Here is a 26,040-nt window from a genome sequence, read left to right as displayed (position 1 = left end):
GGAGAGAAATAATAAGTGAAAATTTCTTCATTAAATTATCAAGAAACAATATCCCAAGAATTTAAGGCTTACCAGAATAAAGTAAGAAATTTAATTGGAAAGAAACATTATGGTGCTGACGGTAATTATAAAGAAATAATTTTGATAAATTTTTTAAAAAAAATAGTTCCCCTAAACTTAAGTGTGGGTACAGGGTTTGTCAAATCCTCTACGATAGACAATTTAAATAATAATGCTATATCTACTCAAATTGATGTAATAATCTACAATAATTCTTATCCAGTGTATTTTAAAGAAGGAGACTTTGTAATTGTTCCACCAGAGAGTGTAAAGGGCGTAATAGAGGTAAAAACTTCTCAAACTATTAGTGTCCTTGCAAACACTATAAACAAATCAAACTCTATTCAAAAAATAATTAGTCACGAAATTTTTAATGGAATCTTTGTATACGATACGAAAAGTGATTTTTATTCACCAACAGAAAAATTGGAATCTTCTATGAAATTATCTTTAAAATCAAATAGTTCCGTAAATCATATTGTAATTAACGAAAATAAGAGTTTTGCCCAAAATGGAATTTTCATAAAAAAATCAGACGATATATATTCGTGCTATGACTTAGGTAACATATCTGTTGGATATTTTTTCTCGAACTTATTAGAGTATGTTAGTGATAAAGTCGCGCCTTCAATGAAAAGTCACATGTATCCAATAATGAACGGAAAAACTTCTAAGATGATATGGCAAGTGTCGAAATATGAATACTAATCAGACCTCACATAATCGAAAATCTTGTCTTAAAAAAGAACTGCCTCCGTATAATGTGCACCATTTACTAGTACCCACCACTCAGAGGCAGTTCAAATATAATTAGGTAACCCTTTATCTTACCTTTAATTTTTTTCGTAATATGTCTATTCAATTAAAAGTCTTTAATACTAAATCAGATCACTTCTTCTCTTGTTGCTTTTGCAAATACGCCTCACGAAGCTTGTTCAGTCTTTCCTTCTTGTTCGAGACAGTCGGCTTTTTGCCGTCTTGGTATTTCGCCGCAGCTACTTTGCTTCTCTTGTCTAATTGATATTTTCCCATGCGCTTCACCTTCCTTTCTTCATGGCTGACTTTCAACAAAAAGCAAAGACCCTCTAATCTCAATGAAATTAGAAGGTCTTCATGAAAATCATTGATCGCATTCGTTACAGACTGCTTCAAAATGGAGACGGCGGGAGTCGAACCCGCGTCCGAAGGCATCGTAACGTATGCTTCTACGTGTGTAGTTTATCTATTCAATCTCGATGTGACACTGCCGATAAACAGGCGTTGTCGCATCCAGTCTGTTTCATCTCTTCTTCGCGCCCTCAGACGGCGAGGTTGAAGCGTAGCTTGCTTAGTTTGAGACCCTGAAAGTCATCCACACAAGCGATGGATGTCAGGATCCGCAGGGCACTTAGGCTGCTGCGAGTTGTGTGTTAGTTTTGCCAGTTATAGGCGTTTGCGTTTTAACGAGGCCGACCCCTCGACACGCCACATACGACCGACCTACCCCCGTCGAATCCATAACGTCCCCGAGGTGGTAATTGGTACTCCATTTAATATACCACAATTAGGATTCGTTGTCAGTATTTTTGCCGATCGCGCATCGCACGGTCGACGTCACGCTTCGCGTCTTTCTTCTTCAAGTCCTCACGTTTGTCGTACTTCTTCTTCCCTTTTCCGACGCCGAGCAGGCACTTGGCGAACCCGTTCTTGATATACACTTTGAGCGGGATGATCGTGTAGCCATCACGCCCTGACGCCCCGATGAGCTGATTGATCTGCTTCTTATGCAACAATAGCTTTCGGACGCGGAGTGGGTCGTGGTTGAAGCGGTTACCCTGTTCGAACGGGCTGATATGACAGTTGTGAAGCGTCGCCTCGCCCCCATCGAACCGGACGTACGCATCCGCGATGTTGATCTTCGATTGACGGACCGATTTGATTTCCGTCCCTGTGAGCACCATGCCCGCCTCAATCGTATCTTCGATCGCGTAATCGAAGGACGCCTTGCGGTTTTGGGCGAGTGCGTTCAAATCTTTCTTCTTGGCCATACACATTCAGTCCTTTATCTACAAGATACGGAGGAAGGGACGAACCCTCCCCCTTCAGCGACGTTTCTTCGCACCTCGTTTGGCGTCGCCTTTTCGTTTGTGCTTGTCTTTCTTCTTCAGGTCGAGTGCCGAACGGCCTTGGGAAGACTTCTCCCCGTCTCGTTTCGGTTTCTCACCTGGTTTGCCCGGCTTGCCAGGTCTTCCTGGTTTGCCGCGCTTCTTCTTGTCGTCCCGATCGCGACCGCCACGACGGTCTTTCTCGTCCTTCTTCGGACGACCGCCTTTCGCTTTGATCGTCGTCGGTTGACGACGGCTTGACTGTTCCCGTTTCGGCATACCAACGACCGTGAAGTCGATCGTCCGCTCGTCTAAGTTGACGGCGTCGACTTTGACACGGACGGCGTCCCCGATGCGGAACTGACGTTTCGTCCGCTCCCCGAGAAGCATAAGCTGTGACTCATCAAAGTGATAGTAGTCATCCATCGACTGGAGACGGACAAGCCCTTCGATCGTATTCGGAAGCTCGATGAACATCCCGAAGTTCGTGACGCCGGCGACGACACCATCGAACTCTTCACCGAGATGGGCTTCCATGTATTCGGCTTTCTTGAGCGCCTGTGTCTCGCGCTCTGCGTCGACCGAGCGACGTTCCCGTTTCGATGCCTGTTCGGCGATCGCCCCGAGACGGTCCTCGTACTTCGCGATTGTCTTCTCCGACAAATCGTTGTTGAAGACGTACGTGCGCATGAGACGGTGGACAATCAAGTCCGGATAACGACGAATCGGTGACGTGAAGTGCGTATAGAAGTCTGTCGCGAGTCCGAAGTGACCGAGCGAGACGTCGTCATATTTCGCCTGTTGCATCGAACGAAGCATGATTGTGCTGATGACCGGCTCTTCCGGTTCCCCGTCGATCGCCTTCAAGATTTTTTGAAGCGTCTTCGGTTCGACCGTCTGCCCTTTGATGCGTTCAATATGAACACCAAAGTTTGCGACAAAGTCGAAGAAGAAGTCGAGCTTGTCCGGTTTCGGATTGTCGTGGACACGATAGATGAACGGCACGTCCATCTTGTGGAAGTGTTCCGCAACCGTCTCGTTGGCCGCGAGCATGAACTCCTCGATCAACTTCTCGGCGACCGAACGTGGACGAAGCACGATATCTGCCGGCTTCCCTTCCTCGTTGACGACGACTTTCGCCTCGGCGAAATCGAAGTTGATGGCACCGCGCGAGTTACGACGTTTCCGAAGCACTTCCGCGAGCTCAGCCATGAGGTCGAACTCACCGATGAACGGTTCGTACTTTTTCAACGTCTCTTCGTCATCACGTTCGATGATCTCACGGACGTTCGTATACGTCATCCGCTCCGTTGTCTTGATGACACTCGGGAACAGATCATGGCGAACGACCTTCCCGTTCTGTGGGGAGATCTCCATGACGCAGCTGAGCGTCAAGCGGTTGACGTGCGGGTTGAGGGAACAGATCCCGTTCGAGAGTCGGTGCGGCAACATCGGAATGACGCGGTCGACGAGATACACACTCGTCCCGCGCTCTAGCGCCTCAACGTCGAGCGGTGAGCCCTCTTTCACGTAATGTGAGACGTCGGCGATATGGACACCGAGCTCGTAGTTGCCGTTATCGAGTTTCTTGACGTGGACGGCATCGTCCAAGTCTTTCGCATCTTCGCCGTCAATCGTGAAGATCGTCTCGTCACGAAGGTCGACGCGTCCGATGAAGTCTTTCTCGTCCGCTTCGTCCGGTACCGCGTTCGCCTGAGCGATCACGTCCTCCGGGAACTCTGTCGGGATGCCGTGCTTATAGACGATCGACAAGATGTCGACGCCTGGGTCGTTCTTATGCCCGATGATGCGGACGACGTCACAAGCACCGGCGAAGCGTCCGTCCGGATACTTCGTGATGCGCACGACGACTTTATGTCCGTCGACGGCACCGAGTGATTTGTCCGGGTTGACGACCGGCCAGAAGTTGATGCGTTTGTCATCTGGCTCGATGAAGGCGAACTGGTCGAGTCGACCGCTCGGGAGCGTATACGTCCCGACGAACTCGGAGAGTCCGCGCTTCAATACTTTCAATAAAATCCCTTCCGTCTTGCCACGGTTGTCCTCGCGTTTTTTGACGAGGATCGTATCGCCATGGTAGACGTCCTTCAGTTGGTCGGGCGGCAAGAACACGTCTTCCGCTTCCCCTTCGACCGACAAGAAGCCGAAGCCGCGCTGGTGAATCGAGATGATTCCCGCGACTTGGCCGAGCGTGGCGAGCGTCCCGTAACGGTTCGTCCGCGTCCGGCCGATGGCGCCCTCTTCCTCGAGGGCATTCAATGTGCGGATGAGCTCTTTGAAGTCATCCGTCGACGCGAGCTGTAGTCGCTCGGTCAGTTGATCGACAGAGAGCGGTTTCTCGCTCGCCTGTAAGATCTCTAGTAATTGGTCACGTAAATTCAACGTGACACCTCCTTCTTAGACTGACCAGTCTAACGTTTCGAGAAAATCGAGCACGTCCTGGTGCAGTTTCTCTTTTTCTTTGTCGAGTGTGATCACGTGTCCCGAGTTCTCATAAATGAGCAACTCTTTTTGGAACGTGTTGACCGCCTCGTAAATTTGATTCGCCGATTCCGGGTCGATCATGTTGTCTTTGGCGCCTTGGACGACGAGTGTCGGGACGAAGATGTCCTCGAGCTTCGACGCCGTGTCGCGGACGAAGGCACGGAGGTCTTTCAATGTTGGCATCGGTTTGAACGCTGCCATCTCCTGCTCGATCTGTTCCGGCGACTTTTCTTCTCTACCCTTATATTCTCGGGCATATGCCTGGACTCCTTTATACAAGCGGTCCTCGGCATCGATTCCCGTCGGTGCGCACATCGGGATGACCGCCTTGACGTCTTTCTCCTCGGCGAGACGGAGCGACATCACGCCGCCTAGCGAGAGTCCGCAGACGACGATCTCCTCATGACCTTTGTCGACGAGCGTCTGGTAGGCGTCCAAGACGTCTTCCCACCAGTCTTTCGGTCCATATTGGAGTAATTCTTCCGGTGGGACGGCATGACCACGATAGATCGGTCCCATACATGTGTATCCTTCTTTTTGAAGGAAGCGACCGAGCATGCGGACATCCGCGCTCGATCCAGTGAAGCCATGTAACATCAACACGGCACGTTTTCCGCCCTCGAAGAAGAACGGTTTTGGTGCTGTTACTTTCATTTTATCTGTCATCTCCTCGTATCTACATTATTCCCAAAAAATAAATCGAAAAAACAAAAGCTGACCGCCTCACGTGAAAATCGAGAACGATCAGCCTTATCATCATAATGATGCGACTAGTAATCCTAAAATGAAAAACAAAGTGCCTAGTACAGCTGCAGTTCGGTTCAAAACAGCATCGAAGCCGCGTGCTTTCTGGCGTCCGAACAACTGCTCCGCGCCACCTGCAATCGCTCCAAGACCTTGCGACCGACCTGACATGAGCAGTACGACGACAATCAATAAGACAGCCACGACAAGTAGGCTGATTGTAGCGATCGTTTGCATAGTAGTCAGTTCCTCCTTCTATTTACACGCCTTTTATTATATAGAAGTTATCAATAAAACACCAGCATTCAAATTATCGGGACGGGTAGCTGAACCCTTCCCCGATGACCTCCTTCACCTGGTGGATGACGACGAAGGCGCGGTCGTCCGTTACTTGGACGATTTTTTTGAGTGGCGCGATCTGACGTTTGTCGACGATCATATACAACATGTTCTTATCCTGCTTCGTGTAGTAGCCATGTCCATGGATAATCGTCGCCGAGCGTCCGAGCGTCTCCGTCAAGACGACGGCGAGCTCTTCTTGCTTGTCGCTGATGATCGTGACGGCTTTACGGATGTTGAGACCTTCCGCGACGAGGTCGATGACCCATGAGCCGATGATAATGGCGATGAGCGTATAGAGGACGACTTGTTCCCCTAAGAAGAAGCCGGACGTCGCGACGACGATCGCATCGATGATGAACATCGAGACGGCGACACTCAAGTGGAGATAGCGCTCCATGAGACGGGCGATGATGACGCCCCCGCCGGTCGTCCCGCCGACACGGAGCACCATGCCGATTCCGACCCCGATCATGATTCCGGCATAGACGGCCGCAAGCAGTTTGTCCTCGGCAGGGCTGCCCCAGTCATGTGTCAGACTGAGGAAGAATGACGTCGCGATGACGGCGATGACCGAATAGACCATTGTCCGACGGTCGAGCAGCTTATAGCCGACGATAAAGAGAATCCCGTTCCCGATGATCGACGTGAGCCCGAGGTCCCAGCCGAACACGTAGTACAGGATGATCGTGACCCCGAGCAGGCCACCTTCCGAGAAGTCGTTCGGTACGGTAAAGTAGTTGACCCCGAACGAAAGAATGAAGGAGCCCGCGATGATCCAGACGATGTCCTTCACCGAGATGGTTTGTAGCTTGCGCCATACTTGTTGGCGCAATAGATGTTGTTGTTGACGTTTCATAAATGTCCTCCCTCCATAGAAAAAAGACCGCGGCAAAAGCCGCAGTCTTAAGATTGTACTGGCTTTGGCGCACCGTCTTTCATAATCGGCAACTTGCGCTCCGCGGCGTTCGCGTAGACGTTCAAGAGTGCCTCTTTTTCCAAATCCCAGTTATATTTCTCACGCGCGGTCTTCGTGTTCTCTTTGACACGCGCATAGAGTGCTTGGTCTTCAATCATCCGGTTGACGCCGTCCGCGATCGATTGTGGATCGTGCGAATCGACGAGCACCCCGACGTCGTTCCCCGCAACGACCCGTTCGATTTCAGGGAAGTCACATGAGACGACCGGTACTTCGGCCATCAAATACTCGAACAATTTGTTCGACGAGGCCGAGTAGTGGTTGAAGCAGACGTTGTTCAATACTTGGAAGCCTAAATAGGCGTTCATCGTATAGTAAGGTAACGCTTCGACCGGTACTTTGTCAATCATCTTGACGCGGTCGCCGACCCCTTCCGTCTCGATCAACTGTTGAATCGTTGGTTTGAGTTTCCCGTCCCCGATCATGACGAGCGTCCCTTCTTTGAAGTCTTTCGCCGCGAGCACGAGCTGCTCGAGACCGCGCCCTGCTTGAATGCCCCCTTGATACAAGAGAATCTTCTCGTCTTTCGGCAAGTCGAGGAGTGCATGCAAGTCCTTACGAAGCGAGAAGTCGAGCGGACGGTAGAACGGATAGTTGTGGAGCACGTACGGATAGAATCCGTACAACTCTTCGTTGTGCGCCGCACGCGTATGGTTCTCGACCATCATCGTATCGACGAACGGCAAGAGCCATCCTTCAAGGTTACTCTGGATGTAGCCGTAACCCGTACGGTCCGTCTGTACCTCGTGCGAATCGTAAACGATCCGACCTTTGTTGAACACTTTTCCGGCAAGGAGTGCCTGCGGGAGCGTGTTCAAATCGTTCGCATGGTAAAAGTCATACGATTTTTTCGTCGAAGCGAACACCATCTCGAGCATCGCACTCGCGTTGACGATTTGCTTACGCACTTGCGGCAACAAGACCGTCCCAACGGCCGCACCAAGTGCGAGCATCGTGATCGGCGCGAGTAGGAACAACCCGGCACCGACAAGTCCAGCCCCGATTTGGCGGGTTCGCTTCTCGCTCACCCATTGATAGGTCTTCTTCGCGAACTTGAGCGCGTTGACGAGAATCGAAGGTTGACGCTTCACGCGGATGACACGGAAGCCTTCCGGACGCATCTCTTCTTTTGGAAGCTCTTTATTTTTCGGATCTTGAAGCGCGATCAAATCGACTTCATAGCCTGCCTCGGCGAGTGCCGAGCACTCACGAAGGACGCGCGCATCATTCGTAAAATGGTTCCATACAAACATACATACTGACTTCATCGTGTTTCCTCCATCACTAACTGTTGTACGACTTGATCTAACACGTCGATATTCTCTTCCCAACATAAATTCTCTTTGACGTAACGAATCCCGTTCGCCCCGAGTGCCTCCCGTAAATCCGGTCGGTCGAGGAGCTTCCGTAGGATCCGCTCGATCTCATCGATGTCACGTTTCCGTGACACGTAGCCGACTTCCGCCGCTTCAATGACATTCGCCGCATGGCCTGACACTGCTGCGACAATCGGTTTGCCGACTGCCATATAGTCGATGAGTTTCCCAGGGATGACCGTATCGAACACTTCTTGCTCGATCAGGCTGACGAATGCGACGTCCGCATTTTTAATCGCCTGAAACGCCTCTGTCCGTGGCATCGCCTCAAGGAACAAAAAGTTTTGGAAGCCACGGTCTTTGATCGTCTGCTTCAACTCTTCTTTCCGATAGCCGTAGCCGATCAATTTGAAATGAATCCGTGGCTCGTCCCGGAATCGTTCGGCGAGTTCCAGTAACAACGACACATCCTGGGCAAGGCCCATGTTCCCGGCGTATAAGATCTCCATCCGGTCGTCCGGTGGGATCGTCCGCTCGAGCGTGCGCTCCGCTTCCCGGATCGAGTTCGGCATGTAGTGAATCTTCTCGTTCGGCACACCACGCTGACGAAGATAGCTGCGGAACCCTTCCGAGTTGATGATGACTTCATCGGCGACACGATACAGTCGTTTCTCCATCCAAAACGCTGGCGTGAGAACCCAATCGTACTTGAAGACGCCGACCCCTTTCACCGACTCTGGCCAAAGGTCACGGACGTCTAAGATGAACGGGACGCGATACTTTCGTTTTGCATAAGCACCGACAAACGCCATAAAAAAAGAAGGGGTCGTCGCAAAGACGACGTCTGGCTTCAATTCGAGCTTACGGACTTCCCGGATTCCTTTGACCATCTGTTCGAGGAACAGGAAGAGACGACTGACCATGTTGGACGTATGCTTCCGTTTCTTCGTGATGAGTCGCTTGATGAACGGTTGGTCGTTCAACTCTTGGTCGTTCCAGAAGCGGTCGTCCTGGTACATATCAAAGCTCGGGTACGAAGGAGCGGCCGTGATGACCTCGACTTCATACCCGCGCTGTTTCATCAAATGCGTAATGTTTTGCATCCGGTTGCCGGCACTGCCGATCTCCGGATAATAGTTTTGACACACCATAAGCATTGTTTTCAAAAATAACACACCTTACTGTTGATCAAGTTCGTCCACGAGCCGTTTCAATAGGGCATGGACGTCATCTTTTAAATCAGGATCGCTGAGCGCGTGGCAAATCGTCGTCTCGACGAACCCGATCGGCTCTCCGACGTCGTAACGTCGACCGTCAAATTCGTAGGCGAAGACCGTCTGCGCCTCATTCAAGCGTGCGATCGCATCCGTCAATTGAATCTCGCCCCCGGCTCCTGCCTCTTGCCCCGATAACGCCTCAAAGACGTCCGGTTTCAAGATGTAGCGACCGAGGATGGCGAAGTTCGACGGGGCCTCATCGACAGGCGGTTTCTCGACAAACGTCTTCACCGGGATGAGCTTCCCTTCGACGGCAAGCGGGTCAATTATACCATATCGGTTCGTCATTTCATACGGGACACGCTGTACCCCGATGATCGAACGTTCGTGCGCATCATATTGGTCAATCAACTGCTTCGTCGCCGGCACGTCGGATTCGATGATATCGTCCCCGAGTAAGACGGCGAACGGCTCGTCCCCGATAAACTTCCGGGCGCACCAGATCGCATGACCGAGACCTTTCGGCTCCTGTTGGCGTATGTAGTGAATGTTCGCCAAGTTCGAGGAGTGTCGGACCGATTCGAGCAAGCGCGTCTTCCCTTTCGATTCAAGGTTCTGCTCCAATTCGAGCGCACGGTCGAAATGGTCTTCAATCGCCCGCTTGTTCTTCCCCGTGACGATGATGATGTCCTCGATGCCTGAAGCAACTGCCTCCTCGACGATGAACTGGATGGTCGGCTTGTTGACGATTGGCAACATTTCTTTCGGCATGGCTTTCGTGGCAGGAAGGAAGCGGGTGCCGAGACCGGCGGCTGGGATGATGGCTTTTCGTACTCGTGTCATAAGCATGGTCCCCTTTATTCGTTATGTAGAGAGTATACCCAAATTTTGTGCAAACTGACACAAAAGAGAGGTCATGACAATCTTGTCATGACCAATCGTCATTCCGGTGCGATTTGAGATAGTACCAAATGCCGAATCCAATGAGCAGTACCAAGAGAAGAAATCCGAGCATCATCACGAAAATCGCCTCCCCATTCATGCTTCATTTTCTATATTCCCGCTTCAGATTGTTTCAGAACCACTTCTGTCCATGCGTTCGAATAAACCAAAGTTCCTCTTGGTAATGATCGTAATGTCCTTCGTCAATCATCTTTTGGAAGGCGACGTCTCCTTCCGCAGCTTTTCGTTTCATCAACAGACAGAGCGCTTCAATCCGTCGTTGTAACATATCGAACAAGTCGACCTCCGCTTGCTCCCAACCATAGGCTTCGAGAAACAACGATACCCGCTTGTAATAAATCGCATCGTCTCGATCGGCATCATAATAGATGACTTCTCCCGTTTCGGCTTGATGACGACGATTGAGCGGAACGAACGTATAAAGGGCATAGACGATATCCCAAGCCCGAGGTCCCGGTGCGGCCAAATCAAAGTCGATGACTCCCGCCACTTTTCCTTCATGGAAAATCGTATTGTAGACGGCGAAATCGTTATGACAAATGACCTCTAGCGGTTGAGGCGTGTTGTCAATCGGTGACCAATCTGACGACCACTCAAAATCTGTCGACGCATCATGTATACGTCTCATTAGTCGTGCAACATCCTGAATCGCCTCATCGGACCACATGTAAGACTTCAAGGGATAGTCTGCGGTTTCTCCTTCCAAGTAAGTTAACACTTCTCTTCCTCGATCATCGATTCCAATAAAACGCGGCACTCCGGAAAGTTGCTTTGCCTCCAAGTGACGTAACCATCGATGAATACGCTCGCTGCCTTCCTTTTGAGTGCGATAGACGTAATTCCCCTTTTTATAGACAGTTGACACGTTCCCACCGCTCAATCTTTTTTCTTGTTCATTCGATTGATCCATCCAATCCACCCCTATTCTTCATCAATCACGTTCAGTATACAGCAACACAGTGTGTCGATGACGAAAAGGTCCGACAAAGAGCGATTGTGTCCGTCCAAGCGGCACCGTGACTCTTGCAAGAAAGCAATCTCGCGGAGACCCCGCAAGCGCATAAGCGCGAGGAGGCTCCGTGGATTGCCTGCAGAAAGCATCGGTGCCGCAAAGACGGATAGACGACCAATCAGTCGTCCCATCCTCAAATGAACGTCAACTTAATTCACAAAAAAACAGGCCCACCGATTGGCGAGCCTGAAACAATCAATCAATTATTTTTTAAGGTTGTAGAACGACTTGATGCCGTCGTATTTCGCTACATCGCCGAGCATGTCTTCGATGCGGAGAAGTTGGTTGTATTTCGCGATACGATCTGTACGTGAAAGTGAACCAGTTTTGATTTGTCCAGCGTTTGTCGCAACAGCGATGTCTGCGATTGTCGCGTCTTCTGTTTCACCAGAACGGTGAGAGACGACTGCTGTGTAACCAGCTTTTTTAGCCATTTCGATCGCGTCGAATGTTTCTGTGAGCGTACCGATTTGGTTAACTTTGATGAGGATCGAGTTTGCGATTCCTTTTTCGATACCTTCAGCAAGTTTCGATGTGTTCGTTACGAAGAGGTCATCCCCAACGAGTTGAACTTTGTGTCCGATTTTGTCTGTGAGAAGCTTGTGGCCATCCCAGTCGTTTTCGTCACAACCGTCTTCGATTGAGAGGATTGGGTACTTGTCAACGAGCTCAGCGTAGAAGTCTACAAGCTCAGCAGTTGTGAGTGACTTGCCTTCGCCAGCGAGTTCGTATTTACCAGTTGATTTGTCGTAGAACTCAGAAGATGCAACGTCCATTGCGAGGTAGACGTCTTCACCTGGTTTGTAACCAGCTTTTTCGATCGCTTCAAGGATAACTGTGATCGCTTCTTCGTTAGACTTCAAGTTTGGTGCGAAACCACCTTCGTCACCGACAGCTGTGTTAAGACCCATACCAGAAAGAACTGATTTGAGGGCGTGGAATACTTCAGCACCCATGCGGAGCGCTTCACGGAATGTTGGCGCGCCGACAGGCATGATCATGAACTCTTGGAAGTCCACGTTGTTGTCCGCGTGCGAACCACCGTTGATGATGTTCATCATTGGTGTTGGAAGTGTCTTCGCGTTGAATCCACCGAGGTATGTGTAAAGTGGAAGACCGAGCTCATCTGCTGCTGCGTGAGCTGCTGCCATTGATACACCGAGGATTGCGTTTGCACCAAGTTTTGCTTTGTTTGGCGTACCGTCGAGTTCGATCATTTTCGCATCGATTGCGTTTTGGTCGAATACATCGTAGCCGATGAGTTCTGGTGCGATCGTGTCGTTCACGTTCGCAACTGCTTTCAAGACACCTTTACCGAGGTAACGTGACTTGTCGCCATCGCGAAGTTCAACTGCTTCGTGCTCACCTGTTGATGCGCCTGATGGGACGAGGGCACGGCCGAAACCGCCGTCTTCTGTGAAGACTTCTACTTCTACTGATGGGTTACCGCGTGAATCTAAAATCTCGCGTGCGTAAATTTCTGTAATCATTGACATGAAAAATCGCTCCTTTTCGCTTGAAAAATAGTTTTATGATTTTGTAACGATTGACGAACCAGTCATTTCAGACGGTTGCTCTCCACCGAGAAGGTCGAGAAGGGTTGGGGCGAGGTCGCAAAGTGCGCCTTCGAGAACTGGTTTCAGTTCGACTCCCTCTTTTGTGACGATACACGGAACAGGTTCCGTCGTGTGCGCCGTCATCGGCGAGCCATCTGGGTTCGTGACGATGTCCGCGTTCCCGTGGTCCGCTGTGATGATGGCCGCGCCACCTTTAGCAAGTAATGCGTCCACTACTTTACCGAGGCATTCATCGACCGCTTCGATCGCTTTCTTCGTCGGCTCAAGCTTCCCTGAGTGACCAACCATATCCGGGTTTGCGAAGTTGATGATGTACGCATCATACTCATCTGATTCGATACGCTCGAGCAAGCCGTCCGTAAGTTCGTACGCGCTCATTTCCGGTTGCAAGTCGTATGTCGCGACTTTCGGTGAAGGGACGAGGAGACGATCCTCCCCTTCAAATGGTTTTTCTTTTTGTCCGTTCAAGAAGAACGTGACGTGTGGGTATTTCTCTGTTTCTGCGGCACGGAGTTGTTTGTATCCTTGTGCAGAGAGTGTTTCCCCGAGTGTGTTTTTCAAATCTTCCGGTGGGAACACGATATCCGTGTCGACGTCATCCGAGTACTTCGTCATCGAAACGAGGAGAAGGTTCTCAGGATGGTTGTCCGAGAGTTTGAAGCCTTCGAATCCGGCTTTCTCTTTGAACACTTTCGACAACTGGATCGCCCGGTCCGGACGGAAGTTGAAGAACATGATCGCATCGTTGTCTTGGATTGTCGCGACCGGCTTGCCATCTTTTTCGATGACAGTCGGTAAAACGAACTCATCCGTCAAATCGTTCTCGTACGACTTCTCAAGAACCTCGACTGGGTCCGTACCGACTTCGCCTTTGCCGTTTACAAGGACGTCATATACTTTCTCGACGCGCTCCCAACGGTTGTCGCGGTCCATGGCATAGTAGCGACCAGACACGCTAGCGACTTGACCGACACCGAGCTCAGCAAGCTTTTCTTCTGTTTCCTTGAGGAAACCAGCTCCTGATTTCGGATCACAGTCACGGCCGTCCGTGAACGCGTGAATGTACACTTTTTCGATGCCGTGGAGTTTTGCGAACTCAACGATGGCAAACATGTGATTGATGTGCGAGTGAATCCCTCCATCTGATACGAGACCCATAATATGGAGGCTCGAATCATGTTTCTTCACATGACCTGCCAAATGGTTCATCGCTTGACGGTCGAATAACGAACGGTCTTTAATCGCGTTGTTCACGCGTGAAAGTGACTGATAGACGACTCGGCCGGCACCGATGTTCAAGTGACCGACTTCCGAGTTCCCCATCTGCCCTTCTGGAAGACCGACGTACTCGCCTTTTGCGTTTAAGAGCGTATGTGGATACTGCTCCCAGTAGCGATCGAAGTTCGGTTTGTCCGCAGCCATGACCGCGTTTCCGAACGATTCATCACGCATCCCGAAACCATCTAAAATGATGAGTGCGACTGGTCTAGCCATTTAAATCGCCTCCAACAATTTGAGGAACGAAGCGGCTTCAAGTGAAGCACCGCCGACGAGTGCGCCGTCGATATCTTCTTGTGCCATATACTCTTTAATGTTCTCAGGTTTAACAGATCCACCGTATTGGATGCGTACTGCAGCCGCTACGTCTTCCCCGTAAAGACCTTTCACCACGTCGCGAACATACTTACAAGAGCTTTGTGCGTCAGCTTCATCCGCTGATTTACCTGTACCGATTGCCCAAACTGGCTCATACGCGATGACGAGTTGTTTGACTTGGTCAGCAGAGAGGTCAGCGAGGCCGCCTTCGACTTGTGTTTTGATGACTTCTTCGAACTTGTCGCCTTCGCGCTCTTCAAGTGTTTCACCGACACAAACGATTGGCGTAAGACCGTGTTCGAACGCTTTTTTCGTTTTGCTGTTGATGAAGGCATCTGATTCGCCGAAGTACTCGCGACGTTCTGAGTGACCGAGGATGACGTACGTCACGCCGAGGTCAGCGACCATTACTGGGCTAATTTCGCCAGTGTAGGCACCGCTATCTTTGTCGTACATGTTTTGTGCACCGAGCTTCAAGTTTGACCCTTTAGCTGCTTCTACCATCGGTGCGAGGAAAAGTGCCGGAGCACCAATCGCTGCATCTACTTTGTCAGTAGACGGGATGTTGTTTTTTACTTCCTCTACGAAAGCGACAGCTTCCGAGAGTGTTTTGTTCATTTTCCAGTTACCTGCAATAATCGGTTTACGCATCGATAACCCTCCTCTAAATTACTTGTCGTTCAACGCCTCGACCCCTGGAAGTTTTTTACCTTCCATGAATTCGAGTGACGCGCCACCACCAGTTGAGATGTGGCTCATCTTGTCAGCAAGACCAAACTTGGCTGCCGCAGCGGCTGAGTCACCACCACCGATGATTGAATATGCATCGCTGTCTGCAAGTGCTTGAGCGACACCTTTCGTTCCGTTTGCGTATTTATCGAGTTCGAATACGCCCATCGGTCCGTTCCAAACGACAAGTTTCGATTCGCGAATCGCGTCCGCGTAAAGTTCGACTGTCTTCGGTCCGATATCAAGACCCATGTGATCCGCTGGGATCGAGTCGATATCGACTGGGCCGACATACGTTTCTTCGCCAAATTCTTTCGTGATGACGCAGTCGACAGGCATCAAGAATTTCACACCTTTATCTTCTGCTTTCTTCATGAATTGACGAGCGAGGTCAAGCTTATCCTCTTCAAGGAGTGACGTCCCAACTTCGTGCCCGAGTGCTTTCGAGAACGTGTACGAGAGTCCGCCACCGATGATGAGTGTGTCAACGATGTCAAGAAGGTGGTCGATGACCCCGATCTTATCCGCTACTTTCGACCCGCCGATAATCGCCGTGAACGGACGGTCTGGGTTAGAAAGAGCTTTACCGAGAACTTCAAGTTCTTTTTCCATCAAGAGACCAGCAACAGCTGTATCCACGTGGTGTGCAATCCCTTCAGTTGAAGCGTGTGCACGGTGAGCCGCGCCGAACGCGTCGTTGACGTATACGTCAGCAAGTGCTGCGAATCCTTTTGCAAGTTCAGGGTCGTTTTTCGTTTCACCTGGGTAGAAACGAACGTTCTCTAAAACGACGACATCGCCTTCAGAGAGGTTAGCGACCGCTTCTTCTGCGACCGGACCGTATGCTTCTTCGACGAGCGGTACATCTTTTCCGAGGAGCTCAGCGAGACGCTTCGCTACTGGAGCAAGTGAGAACTCAGGGTTCTTCTCGCCTTTTGGACGGCCGAGGTGGCTCGCAAGGACGAGTTTCGCACCACCGTCAAGCAAGTGCTTGATTGTTGGAAGTGCAGCTTGGATCCGAGTTTCGTCTTGGATGACGCCATCTTTGAGTGGAACGTTGAAGTCAACGCGGCAAAAGACGCGTTTCCCTTTTACATCGATGTCACGAATAGACTGTTTGTTCATAACTTTCGCCTCCATATGTCGTGCATGTCATTTCATAAATAGAGCGGAGAACAATCTCTTGTTTCCGCTCCTATTTGATTCTATTTAGTTCACGAACTTACTTCGCGATGTTAGCGAAGTGCTTGAGTGTGCGAACCAATTGTGCAGTGTAAGACATTTCGTTGTCGTACCAAGAAACTGTCTTAACGAGTTGCTTGTCGCCAACTGTCATTACTTTTGTTTGAGTCGCATCGAAGAGTGAACCGTATGTGATTCCAACGATGTCAGAAGAAACGATTTCGTCTTCAGTGTAACCGAATGACTCGTTTGCTGCTGCTTTCATCGCTGCGTTTACTTCGTCAACAGATACTTGCTTGTCGAGTACAGTTACGAGCTCAGTGAGTGAACCTGTAGCAACTGGTACACGTTGTGCAGCACCGTCAAGTTTTCCTTGAAGTTCAGGAATTACGAGACCGATTGCTTTTGCAGCACCTGTTGTGTTAGGAACGATGTTCGCTGCAGCTGCACGCGCACGACGGAAGTCACCTTTCGGGTGTGGAGCGTCAAGCGTGTTTTGGTCGCCAGTGTAAGCGTGGATTGTCGTCATGAGACCTTCAACGATTCCGAACTGGTCTTGAAGTACTTTAGCCATTGGAGCCAAGCAGTTTGTTGTACAAGAAGCACCTGAGATAACTGTTTCAGAACCATCGAGGATATCGTGGTTTGTGTTGTAAACAACAGTCTTCATGTCACCTGTAGCAGGAGCCGAGATAACAACTTTCTTCGCGCCAGCTTTCAAGTGAAGCTCAGCTTTTTCTTTTGAAGTGAAGAATCCAGTACATTCGAGAACGATGTCTACACCGAGGTCTCCCCATGGAAGTTCTTCAGGGTTACGGTTAGCAAGCGTGATAACTTTCTCTCCGTTTACGAGGAAGTGATCGTCGTGTACTTCAACTTCTCCGTCGAAACGACCTTGTGTCGTGTCATACTTGAGAAGGTGCGCAAGCATCTTCGTGTCTGTCAAGTCGTTGATTGCAACAACTTCGATTCCTTCGTTTTTGATGATCTCGCGGAATGCCAAACGACCGATACGTCCAAATCCGTTAATACCAACTTTTACTGCCATGTTAATTTCCTCCTTAGGGTAGAAGCTATTTATTGAAGAGCCAACGGGGGGTCAACTCTTTAATAACAAGTTAATAATTCTTTCGCCGCACCTTCGTCTGTGACGAGGATGATGTTCGACGTGTGTTTCGCATATGCGGCAATCGCCTGTGCCTTCGATTTCCCTCCGGCAACCGCGATGACGGTATCCATGTCATCTAGCTCTTCGAGTTGGATCCCGACCGTCTTGACGCGATGGACGATTTCACCTTCAGCATTGAAATAATATCCGAATGCCTCGGCGACGGCGTCATGCCGTTCAATCATCCGCAAATGCTCCGGTGATGCGTGACGGCGCTTTGCCATCGTTTCTGCCTCACCAATTCCATGTACCACAATTCGCGCCGCTCTAATCATTTCCAGCACGTTTTTAATGCTAGGTTCCTCTACCATCCGGTCAAACGTTTCTTGCGATACTTCATCCGGAATATGTAGAAGATGATAGTCTGCGTGGGCCCGATCCGCCATGCGTGAGCAGACAGTATTCGCTTGAAGCTCAAGCGTTTCTCCGAGACCCCCACGTGCGGGCACAAAATGCATCGGGCGTTCTTTTTTATCGGGCGACATCATCGCCGCAACCGATGCCATCGTCGTTCCTCCCGTTACCGCAATCACATTATCATCCGGTGCGAGCCGCGCTTTTAGTTGCGTGACCGCCGCACGTCCGATATCGCGTTGAACCCAGAATGTCTCATCTGAGTCACCCGGTACGATGACGACTTGGCGAACCCCTAATCTTTCTTCGAGCTCTCTTGCCACTTCTGAGATCCCGAGAAGTTCTCCCATGATCTCGTGCAAGTCTCGTAAGACGTTTCGTCCCGTCTCACTGAGGGAAATTCCTTGAGTAGCGACGTAAAGAAGACCTTGGTCTTTCAAAAAGTCAACTTCTCGTCTGAGTACCCGTTCGGTCAGTCCCAAACTCGTTGCGAGTGTCCTGCGGCCAATCGGCTGCATCAAGCGGACATAATGTAAGATATCGTAACGATGTCGGAGCGTATCGAGCAGGTCAGGGACAATTTGCTTCTGAACGTGAATCAGTTGCTGGATCATGCTCATACCCCCTCGACTTTCAGTGTGGACAATTTTCGTCCCACTTTTTTATTTGCGTCCCACCGCTACGAGTTCATCTTATCAATCACTTTTCCGTCTGGCAACCCCTTCAAACGTTTTTTTTCGATGTAAGCGTATACTTAACAAAATCTTCAACTTTGTTGTCATCATATCGCCCTTGACTGATGACTTCCCCTTCGTGTATGAGAACAGGGATCTCGAAGAGGTACTTCGCCTCGAGTACCTCGTCTCCCGTGATGTCAACCTGTTCGAGTTCGATTGGATAATCTTCTTGTAACCATTCGAGCATGACGAGCGCCTCGTCACAGAGTGAACAATTGTCACGTTTATATAATGTAAATTTCATATTTGTCATCCCTTCCACAACTGTCGCTCGCGCTCACGCGAGTTACCGAATCCGAGTTCTTCCCGATAGTTCGTCACGGTCCGTCTTGTTACGTGATAGCCGTATCGAGCGAGCTCGTTCGCAAGTGTCTGGTCACTTTGCGGCGCCGTTTCCTGTTGAATCAGTTCTGCGAGCGTTCGTTTGATCATAAATGGCGAATGCCCATGACTCGTCGAACGGACAAAAAAGTGTCGCCACTCCATGATGCCACCCTCAGTCTTAGCGAACTTCCCTTGAATCGCTCGCCCGACCGTCGATTCATGCTTGCCGATTTGTTGCGCCACGGTCCGACGGGTCAGCGGATGGAGCACGAGCTCTCCTTTTAGCCACTCGGTCTGGCGAGACTCGATGACTGACCAGATTTCACGTAACGTCTCATTCCGCATCGCAAGAGACGTCATCCACCATTTCGCCTCGCGGTCATTCCCGACACGCGTTTCGTCAAGTTCTGGACTGAGCCATATCGTAACAAGTCTTCCCTCTTCGTATCGTACCTCAACTTCTGGAAAAACCTGATCCGTTTCTTCATATAATAGAGGACGTTTTGGAAGTGTCGCGACGATGCGTTCTAGACGTGCGATCTCTTCATCTGAAATTTCGAGCACGCTTGCCATCTGTTGACGGCTAACTCCACTCTCAATCGCATCGAATACATCGACAACGCGAGGGTCCTCATGTTCAATCGCATGCCGATACTGACACTCCCGTTCTGTCCTTGCTCCGATTCCCGTCGGTTCAAGGAATAAGAGTGCCTGTCTCGCCTGTTCGATTTGCGTGACGTCGACACCGAGTCGTTCCGCCAATACTTCATTCGTGTCCGGCAACAGTCCCCGATGGTCGAGCAAGAGGACAAGCTGTCGTCTCAGTTCTTGTTCCGATTCGCTCCCGCTCCCTTCCCGGATCTGGGTGAACAATTTCTCTTCGAACGCGCTCGCCGCATCCGCGACCCATCCAAGGTCCCCACTCCCCACATGAATGTTTGAATTGTGTCGCGCCAAACGCGCCAGACGAAACGTGAGTGCGAGACGGTCCGCTTCAAGCACCGGTAACCGCTGCATGAGATCTTGCGTCATCTGTTGCTGTTGGACTTGTTTTTGCTCTTGCCGTTGCATCGCTCTCCCCCCTCACTTCCATTGTAACGAACCCGCTTCCTTCATGCTCAAAAAAGCATAACGAACAGGATTGCTTTTTTAATAAAACAAATGTATAATAAATTCGTGTCACACATATGCACCCGTAGCTCAGGGGATAGAGCACTGGTTTCCGGTACCAGGTGTCGGGAGTTCGAATCTCTCCGGGTGTATCAGATGTTGAGGTCAGGCAGATTGCCTGGCCTCTTTTTCGTTTCACGCCGCGAAAATGGTGGAATAGGTGAAAAACGATGACTATCGTTTGACCAACATTGACTATACAGGTATGATGAAATTACAACCTACATAAAGGAGGCAGATTCAATGTTAATTCCAACAGTTATCGAACAGACAGGCCGTGGGGAGCGCGCGTATGACATCTACTCACGCTTGCTCAAAGACCGTATCATCCTTCTCGGAAGTGCGATTGATGACAACGTCGCGAACTCAATCGTTGCACAGCTCCTCTTCCTCGCAGCTGAGGACCCAGAAAAGGACATCTCGCTCTACATCAACAGCCCGGGTGGTTCAATCACAGCGGGTATGGCGATCTATGACACGATGAACTTCATCAAGCCAAACGTGTCGACGATTTGTATCGGAATGGCTGCATCGATGGGTGCCTTCTTGCTCCAAGCCGGTGAAAAAGGAAAACGCTTCGCATTACCGAACGCAGAGATCATGATTCACCAACCGCTCGGCGGCACACAAGGCCAAGCGTCAGACATTAAGATTCACGCAGAACGCATCATCAAGATGCGTGAGAAATTGAACCAAATCATGGCAGAAAACACAGGACAGCCACTTGAAGTCATCGAGCGCGACACAGAGCGTGACTACTTCATGGCAGCTGACCAAGCGAAAGACTACGGTCTCATCGACAAAGTCATGACACGTTAATCAAATAAAAGACGTTTCCCATTTGAACGGGAAACGTCTTTTTCATTCAATCGGCATCCAAATCTCAATGATGTCGTCCGCTCCCCCTTGCCCGTGAATGTAGCGTTCAAAGTCGACCGCGTCTCGTAGCGTCACGTCTGGAACGTTTACTAGCTGCTCGTATGTCGTAGGAATCATCGGGATGCCCCCTTCGACTGTCGCGACGATATAGTTCCCCTCGGTCAATTCGACTTGTCGCGCCTCTTCCCCACTCACGGACTTCGTCATGCCAGCCACATACCCGTTCTCATGCGGGAGGCAGACGCCGTATGACTCGTCCGTCGTCAATTCCGGTTGGAGCCTCTCCCACACGCGCGGGATGTCCTCTAACGTACTCGCGTATCCGTAGACTGTAATCGGTTCACGCAATGTTTCGTATCGAATGTTCATGTCATTCCCTCCTGACTGCATCGACCGAATCTGTCCTTCGATTCGGTGAAGCTGTTCAATTTCCGTCCTAACTTCACATAACCGTGTTTCAAGCAACGTCTCAACAGACTGTCCAGACTGAATCTGTTCTAAACTGAGCCCGATTTGACGTAATCCTTTAATTTCACTCAAGCGTCGAATCTCTTCCATCCCGTACATCCGATACTGGTTGCCCGATCGTGTCGGTCGAATCAACCCGCGCCCTTCGTAAAATTTGATGGCTTTGACCGACAATCCGGTCACATGCGCCACTCTTCCAATCGGAATCACTGTGTTCCCACCTCCTATCTTCACTGTAAAGCCGTCCCTAAGAGGCAGGTCAAGGCTTACTTTTCAGGAACTCGGACACCGAATACATAACGACTATCACCTTGTTTCCATTCCCCACCGATTTCATACAGATAGACCCCCGGTTCATCTGGGACGATTGCATCTGCCGAGACGATTTCCCCATCCTCAATTCGATTGAAGCTCGACTCCATCGGGTCGGCATGATAGACAACATCGATTCGGTCGCCTGGTTTGACGGTGATCAGTTGAAGATCATCTGCTTCCGGCAACCCATAGTCGGCACATGTCGCTTGATTACCGGATTCCCAACAATACGTTGACTGTTCTACTTCCGTTGTCACCGATCCGACCCGAACCGTCGGGAGCGGTGGTTTGACCGGATCTTCTCCGTCACCAAATAAAGTCATGGCGAAATAAACGATTCCCGCCCCAACAAGTATAAACAGTAAGATCATCCACACACTCCGATTTCGTTTCACGGTCTCATCTCCTTTCTTCACTAGTTCCCTGTGATGACGTAAAATCCCTACTTCCACAAAAAAAGACCCACTTCCGTGAGTCCCTTGCGTTATTTCGGACGACGCAATCCTTTCATCATATAACCGCCCTTGAAGTCGATCGGGTCGAATGCAACGAGGAATGCTTTTGGTTCATGCTTCTCAACGAGTTCACGCAACTCTTTCATTCGTGTCCGAGCCGCCAATACGTCGAGACGATAACGAACCCCGTCACGTCCTTGCCCTTGATAATGCGTGACACCATATCCATTGTCACGCATCTGTTGGATGAGTTCCGCCGGATATTCTTTCGTATGCACTTGAATCATGTTGTAACCGATGGCGAGCTTCCGTTCGACAAAGCCACCAAGTAAAATCCCAAGTCCGAATCCGACCGCATACACAATCATTCCGACCGTCGTCAAATCTTGAAACACGATCCCGAGCGCAAAGATATAGATGAGCGTTTCTAGCGTTCCAAATAAACCGGCGATGACGGTCTTCCCTTTCACGAGCATGATGGTCCGTAGCGTTAATACCGGAACGTAAACAAGTTGTAGCAGTAGGATGAGTAAGATTTGACCCATTCAATCGACCTCCGTTCAAATTCATTACCACCACTATTCCAAATTTCCAACAGAGATGCAACTAAAAAAGGCTGACCGAAGTCAACCTTTCACTTAGTTATCTAGATTCTTTACGCTTGTGAGCAACTCGTAGTCTTTACGAATGACTTCGTAGATCGCGTTCTTATCTCCATTCAACAACTCTTCCGCACGAAGCTGGTTCAAGAAGAGGCTAGTGGCAAACGTGACGAGTGCACTTTTTGGAATCCCGATTTCTTTTGCGCGCTCTGTGATGACCTGGTCGAGCTTAGCGTCAATCGTGAGCGATAATCTTTTCTTTTCATTCGACATAGTGATGAAGCTCCTTTAATTCGCTTTTCATAAAACCTATACACAATTGCTTATTATATAGGAAGAATGGTTTTGGTGCAACCGCGTCACGAGGATGCGATCTCGTCACCGCTACGCACACGTTCGGCAATCTGATCAATTTTACGAAGTCGATGGTTGATTCCTGACTTCGAGATCGGGCCAGACTCGAGCATCTCCCCGAGTTCTTGTAGCGAGACGTCTTGATGCGTGACACGCAGTTCGGCGATTTCGCGCAATTTCTTCGGTAAGACGTCAAGTCCGACCGTCCGCTCCAAGAATTTGATATTCTCCACTTGGCGTAACGCTGCCCCGACCGTTTTATTCAAGTTGGCCGTCTCACAGTTGACGAGGCGGTTGACGGAGTTGCGCATATCCTTAATGATGCGTGCATCTTCAAACTCCAGCATGCCTCGGGTCGCCCCAATCAGCTTGAGGAAGTCTGAGATCTTCTCACTCTCTTTCATATAAAGGATATGCCCTTTTTTCCGTTCGAGCGTCTTCGCGTTCAACTCGAATCGGTTCGCCAAATCACGTAGCGCCTGGTTATGGTTTTCGTACAAGCTATAGATTTCGAGGTGGTACGACGACGTTTTCGGATGGTTGATCGACCCTCCGGCGAGGAACGCACCACGTAAGTAAGCGCGTGCTAAGTTCTCGTCCCCCGTCATATCCGAGTTCAGTGTCCGGATCATCTCGTAATTCTCTCCGAGGATCTCAAGGTCCCGAAGCATCGTCTCCGCATGCTGTGACACGCGGACGATGTAGACGTTGTTCTTTTTCAAACGCATTTTCTTCCGTACGAACAAGTCTAACGGATGGTCGTAAAGACGTTTCATCAACGAGTAAATCCGACGGGCGATCGAGGCGTTCTCCGTCGAGACGTCTAAGGTCATGCCTCGTCCTAGGGCGAGCGAGATGACCCCGTTCATCCGAACGAGTGCCGACAGTTCCGCCTTCGCTTCCGCGTCAGTCACTTCAAGTTGTGTCAATTCCTTCTTCACATCTGATGCAAAGCTCATCGAGTCCCCCTCCTTTCTGTCTTTCCAACAATCTTTATTTCAGTTCCAATTCTTGAAACGAACGTGGCTTCTTGATGCGGAGCACCCGCTGCATGACGAGTCCAGCGATGGCGTCGGAATCATGACGGATGTACTCCCGGTTATAATCGACGATGTCCCCTGCGAGGACGTTCGTTCCATAGTTCCGAAGTTTCTTGCGGTCGAAACGGACCTCTTCCGATCCGTCCTCCCGGTAACGCTCTAAATATTCTTCATCAATCGGCTCGTTGTTGACGACGATGGTATCGATCGATGCCTTCCCGAGATACGATTCGATGACTTTCAAGTGCCTCATCGCATCATAGCCTTTCGTCTCACCCGGCTGTGTCATGACGTTACAAATGTAGACGACCGGGACTTTTGAGCGGATGATGGCTTCTCGGACCGCTGGAATGAGCAGGTTCGGGATAATACTCGTATAAAGACTTCCCGGACCGAGCACGATGACGTCCGCCGCTTCAATGGCCTCAACGACACCCGGGGCAGGCTCGATGCCTTCCTCAAGTAAAAACAGACGTTTAATCGGTTGCTGATGGAGCGGAATCTTGGATTCCCCTTTGACGATGGTACCGTCCTCAAACTCGGCCGCGAGCGTCATGAGCGTCTCTGTCACAGGCAATACCTTTCCTTGCGCGTTCAAGAGCTGCGACATGACATCGATTGCTTTCACGAACGAGCCCTCACAGATGTGGGTCGCTGCCGTGAGCATCAAGTTCCCGAGCGAATGCCCTTCTAAGCCATATCCGGTGTCAAAGCGATATTGCAAAATCTTATCCATTAACGGTTCGACTTCCGATAAGGCCAAGATGACGTTACGGATGTCTCCTGGTGGCAACATATGAAACTCGTCACGAAGCCGCCCTGAGCTTCCACCGTCGTCCCCGACCGTGACGATTGCCGTGATATCGAGCGGATAATGCTTCAGTCCACGGACAAGGGTGGACAATCCTGTCCCCCCGCCGATGGCGACTACTTTCCGTTCTCGTCTCATGTCACTTCTCCTTTGTCGCATGAGCGAGGTCACGGTGAACCGTCTTCACGTTATAACGCTCAGCGAAATGTTCGGATACTTTCTCGGCGAATGTGATCGACCGGTGCTTCCCACCGGTACAGCCGAATGCCACGACGACTTGCGTCTTTCCTTCTCGCTTATATTGCGGGAGGAGGAACTCTAGCATGTCGATCAACTTCTTATAAAACGCTCGCGCCTCTGGATGGGACATGACATACTCCTGCACTTCCGTCGTCTGACCCGTAAGCGGACGGAGTTCCGGAATGTAGAACGGGTTCGTGATGAAACGGACATCGAACAACAAGTCGATATCGAGCGGCACCCCATGTTTGAAACCAAACGACATGAAGTTGACCGTGAACGGGATTCGTTCCTCATTGAATTGTTGAAGGATGCGGTCCTTCAACATCTGCGGCTTCAATTCACTCGTATCATAGAGCGTGTGAGCCCGGTCACGGAATCCTTCTAACAGCTCACGTTCCATCTTGATGCCGACGAGTGGTGCATCTTCCGGTGCGAGCGGATGGGACCGTCTCGTTTCTTTATAGCGACGGACGAGCACATCGTCCCGTGTCTCTAAGTATAGGAGATGCGGATGGACATTTTTCTTTTCTAAATCGTCGATGACGATGAACAGGCTATCGATAAAATCTCTCGTACGTGTATCGATGGCGACCGCGATTTTCGGTCGGACCGAGCTGATGACATCGATCAATTGTGGCAAGAGAACCGGTGGCAAGTTATCGACACAGAAATAGCCAAGATCCTCAAAACTATTCATGGCGACTGATTTCCCAGCCCCGCTCATCCCACTGATGATGATCAATTCTTCTAATCCTTTAAAATCTTCCATCTCGCTGACGCCCCCTTAAAATTGACAACCGAGCCGTGTGTGTAGCTC

At 50.2% G+C, this 26,040-nt stretch carries 27 protein-coding genes, 1 tRNA gene and 1 other RNA gene; 3 read left to right on the top strand and 26 right to left on the bottom strand.

What is annotated here, in order from left to right:
- Positions 1-15 precede the first annotated feature (15 nt).
- On the top strand, positions 16-768 hold the full coding sequence (locus tag KNO94_RS05115) for a DUF6602 domain-containing protein (RefSeq protein ID WP_214777996.1): 753 nt from the start codon (positions 16-18) through the stop codon (positions 766-768).
- 180 nt (positions 769-948) lie between these two features.
- Here KNO94_RS05115 and KNO94_RS05110 read toward each other — a convergent pair whose 3' ends face one another.
- The 19 genes from KNO94_RS05110 to KNO94_RS05020 form a co-directional block, all read right to left on the bottom strand.
- The gene (locus KNO94_RS05110) at positions 949-1,092 is read right to left on the bottom strand and encodes an alcohol dehydrogenase (RefSeq protein WP_214777994.1); all 144 of its coding nucleotides are present in this window, start codon (positions 1,090-1,092) and stop codon (positions 949-951) included.
- Between the two features lie 119 nt (positions 1,093-1,211).
- Positions 1,212-1,567, bottom strand: a transfer-messenger RNA (tmRNA) gene (gene ssrA, locus KNO94_RS05105).
- Positions 1,568-1,616: 49 nt separating this feature from the next.
- Positions 1,617-2,087 carry an SsrA-binding protein SmpB gene (gene smpB / locus KNO94_RS05100; RefSeq protein WP_214777992.1) on the bottom strand — a complete coding sequence of 157 codons (471 nt, stop codon included), beginning with the start codon at positions 2,085-2,087 and terminating at the stop codon, positions 1,617-1,619.
- A 54-nt stretch (positions 2,088-2,141) separates the two neighbouring features.
- A complete protein-coding gene (gene rnr, locus KNO94_RS05095) occupies positions 2,142-4,547 on the bottom strand; it encodes a ribonuclease R (RefSeq protein WP_214777990.1) in 2,406 nt (801 codons plus the stop codon).
- 15 nt (positions 4,548-4,562) lie between these two features.
- Positions 4,563-5,303, bottom strand: coding sequence for an alpha/beta hydrolase (locus KNO94_RS05090; protein WP_047795090.1), 741 nt, complete (start codon positions 5,301-5,303; stop codon positions 4,563-4,565).
- A 102-nt stretch (positions 5,304-5,405) separates the two neighbouring features.
- Positions 5,406-5,630 (bottom strand): preprotein translocase subunit SecG, encoded by a 225-nt coding sequence (secG, locus tag KNO94_RS05085; RefSeq protein WP_012726902.1) that lies wholly within the window; start codon positions 5,628-5,630, stop codon positions 5,406-5,408.
- Between the two features lie 73 nt (positions 5,631-5,703).
- On the bottom strand, positions 5,704-6,591 hold the full coding sequence (locus tag KNO94_RS05080; RefSeq protein ID WP_214777988.1) for a YitT family protein: 888 nt from the start codon (positions 6,589-6,591) through the stop codon (positions 5,704-5,706).
- 47 nt (positions 6,592-6,638) lie between these two features.
- Positions 6,639-7,979, bottom strand: a complete 1,341-nt coding sequence (locus tag KNO94_RS05075) for a glycosyltransferase (protein ID WP_078147299.1) — start codon at positions 7,977-7,979, stop codon at positions 6,639-6,641.
- Positions 7,976-9,184: a glycosyltransferase family 4 protein gene (locus KNO94_RS05070; RefSeq protein WP_251026342.1), complete on the bottom strand. Its 1,209-nt coding sequence runs from the start codon at positions 9,182-9,184 to the stop codon at positions 7,976-7,978. Before KNO94_RS05070 ends, KNO94_RS05075 begins: the two co-directional genes overlap by 4 nt.
- Before the next feature lie 21 nt (positions 9,185-9,205).
- Positions 9,206-10,087: a UTP--glucose-1-phosphate uridylyltransferase GalU gene (gene galU, locus KNO94_RS05065; protein ID WP_214777986.1), complete on the bottom strand. Its 882-nt coding sequence runs from the start codon at positions 10,085-10,087 to the stop codon at positions 9,206-9,208.
- A gap of 232 nt (positions 10,088-10,319) precedes the next feature.
- Entirely contained in the window at positions 10,320-11,117 is a 798-nt protein-coding gene (locus KNO94_RS05060) for an aminoglycoside phosphotransferase family protein (protein ID WP_214777984.1), read from the bottom strand.
- Between the two features lie 305 nt (positions 11,118-11,422).
- The gene (gene eno / locus KNO94_RS05055; protein ID WP_012726908.1) at positions 11,423-12,715 is read right to left on the bottom strand and encodes a phosphopyruvate hydratase; all 1,293 of its coding nucleotides are present in this window, start codon (positions 12,713-12,715) and stop codon (positions 11,423-11,425) included.
- 33 nt (positions 12,716-12,748) lie between these two features.
- On the bottom strand, positions 12,749-14,290 hold the full coding sequence (gene gpmI / locus KNO94_RS05050; protein WP_214777982.1) for a 2,3-bisphosphoglycerate-independent phosphoglycerate mutase: 1,542 nt from the start codon (positions 14,288-14,290) through the stop codon (positions 12,749-12,751).
- Positions 14,291-15,043 (bottom strand): triose-phosphate isomerase, encoded by a 753-nt coding sequence (gene tpiA, locus KNO94_RS05045; protein WP_078147302.1) that lies wholly within the window; start codon positions 15,041-15,043, stop codon positions 14,291-14,293.
- An 18-nt stretch (positions 15,044-15,061) separates the two neighbouring features.
- On the bottom strand, positions 15,062-16,246 hold the full coding sequence (locus KNO94_RS05040; protein ID WP_074036297.1) for a phosphoglycerate kinase: 1,185 nt from the start codon (positions 16,244-16,246) through the stop codon (positions 15,062-15,064).
- Positions 16,247-16,343: 97 nt separating this feature from the next.
- A complete protein-coding gene (gene gap, locus KNO94_RS05035) occupies positions 16,344-17,351 on the bottom strand; it encodes a type I glyceraldehyde-3-phosphate dehydrogenase (RefSeq protein ID WP_214741605.1) in 1,008 nt (335 codons plus the stop codon).
- Positions 17,352-17,410: 59 nt separating this feature from the next.
- Positions 17,411-18,439, bottom strand: coding sequence for a sugar-binding transcriptional regulator (locus KNO94_RS05030; protein ID WP_214777980.1), 1,029 nt, complete (start codon positions 18,437-18,439; stop codon positions 17,411-17,413).
- 109 nt (positions 18,440-18,548) lie between these two features.
- Positions 18,549-18,806: a glutaredoxin family protein gene (locus tag KNO94_RS05025; RefSeq protein ID WP_251125824.1), complete on the bottom strand. Its 258-nt coding sequence runs from the start codon at positions 18,804-18,806 to the stop codon at positions 18,549-18,551.
- Positions 18,807-18,811: 5 nt separating this feature from the next.
- Complete coding sequence (locus KNO94_RS05020; RefSeq protein ID WP_214777976.1) at positions 18,812-19,957, bottom strand: RNA polymerase factor sigma-54; 1,146 nt, start codon at positions 19,955-19,957, stop codon at positions 18,812-18,814.
- Positions 19,958-20,075: 118 nt separating this feature from the next.
- On the opposite strand from KNO94_RS05020, the gene KNO94_RS05015 reads away from it, so the two are divergent.
- A tRNA-Arg gene (locus tag KNO94_RS05015) sits at positions 20,076-20,148 on the top strand.
- 151 nt (positions 20,149-20,299) lie between these two features.
- Positions 20,300-20,875, top strand: a complete 576-nt coding sequence (clpP, locus tag KNO94_RS05010) for an ATP-dependent Clp endopeptidase proteolytic subunit ClpP (protein WP_012726916.1) — start codon at positions 20,300-20,302, stop codon at positions 20,873-20,875.
- Positions 20,876-20,917: 42 nt separating this feature from the next.
- Here clpP and KNO94_RS05005 read toward each other — a convergent pair whose 3' ends face one another.
- The 7 genes from KNO94_RS05005 to rapZ form a co-directional block, all read right to left on the bottom strand.
- Entirely contained in the window at positions 20,918-21,613 is a 696-nt protein-coding gene (locus KNO94_RS05005; protein WP_214777974.1) for a MerR family transcriptional regulator, read from the bottom strand.
- A 56-nt stretch (positions 21,614-21,669) separates the two neighbouring features.
- A complete protein-coding gene (locus KNO94_RS05000; RefSeq protein WP_353047828.1) occupies positions 21,670-22,113 on the bottom strand; it encodes a hypothetical protein in 444 nt (147 codons plus the stop codon).
- 89 nt (positions 22,114-22,202) lie between these two features.
- Entirely contained in the window at positions 22,203-22,718 is a 516-nt protein-coding gene (locus KNO94_RS04995) for a DUF2179 domain-containing protein (protein ID WP_214741613.1), read from the bottom strand.
- Between the two features lie 93 nt (positions 22,719-22,811).
- The gene (locus KNO94_RS04990) at positions 22,812-23,048 is read right to left on the bottom strand and encodes a hypothetical protein (protein ID WP_012726920.1); all 237 of its coding nucleotides are present in this window, start codon (positions 23,046-23,048) and stop codon (positions 22,812-22,814) included.
- Between the two features lie 86 nt (positions 23,049-23,134).
- Positions 23,135-24,088, bottom strand: coding sequence for a DNA-binding protein WhiA (gene whiA, locus KNO94_RS04985; RefSeq protein WP_012726921.1), 954 nt, complete (start codon positions 24,086-24,088; stop codon positions 23,135-23,137).
- Positions 24,089-24,122: 34 nt separating this feature from the next.
- Entirely contained in the window at positions 24,123-25,118 is a 996-nt protein-coding gene (locus tag KNO94_RS04980) for a gluconeogenesis factor YvcK family protein (protein WP_214777972.1), read from the bottom strand.
- A gap of 1 nt (position 25,119) precedes the next feature.
- The gene (gene rapZ, locus KNO94_RS04975; protein WP_031422867.1) at positions 25,120-25,992 is read right to left on the bottom strand and encodes an RNase adapter RapZ; all 873 of its coding nucleotides are present in this window, start codon (positions 25,990-25,992) and stop codon (positions 25,120-25,122) included.
- Positions 25,993-26,040: the final 48 nt, after the last annotated feature.

Origin of the sequence: Exiguobacterium sp. s22, assembly GCF_018617455.1 — a bacterium.
Classification (GTDB): domain Bacteria; phylum Bacillota; class Bacilli; order Exiguobacteriales; family Exiguobacteriaceae; genus Exiguobacterium.
This window is presented reverse-complemented; position numbering and strand designations above follow the sequence as displayed.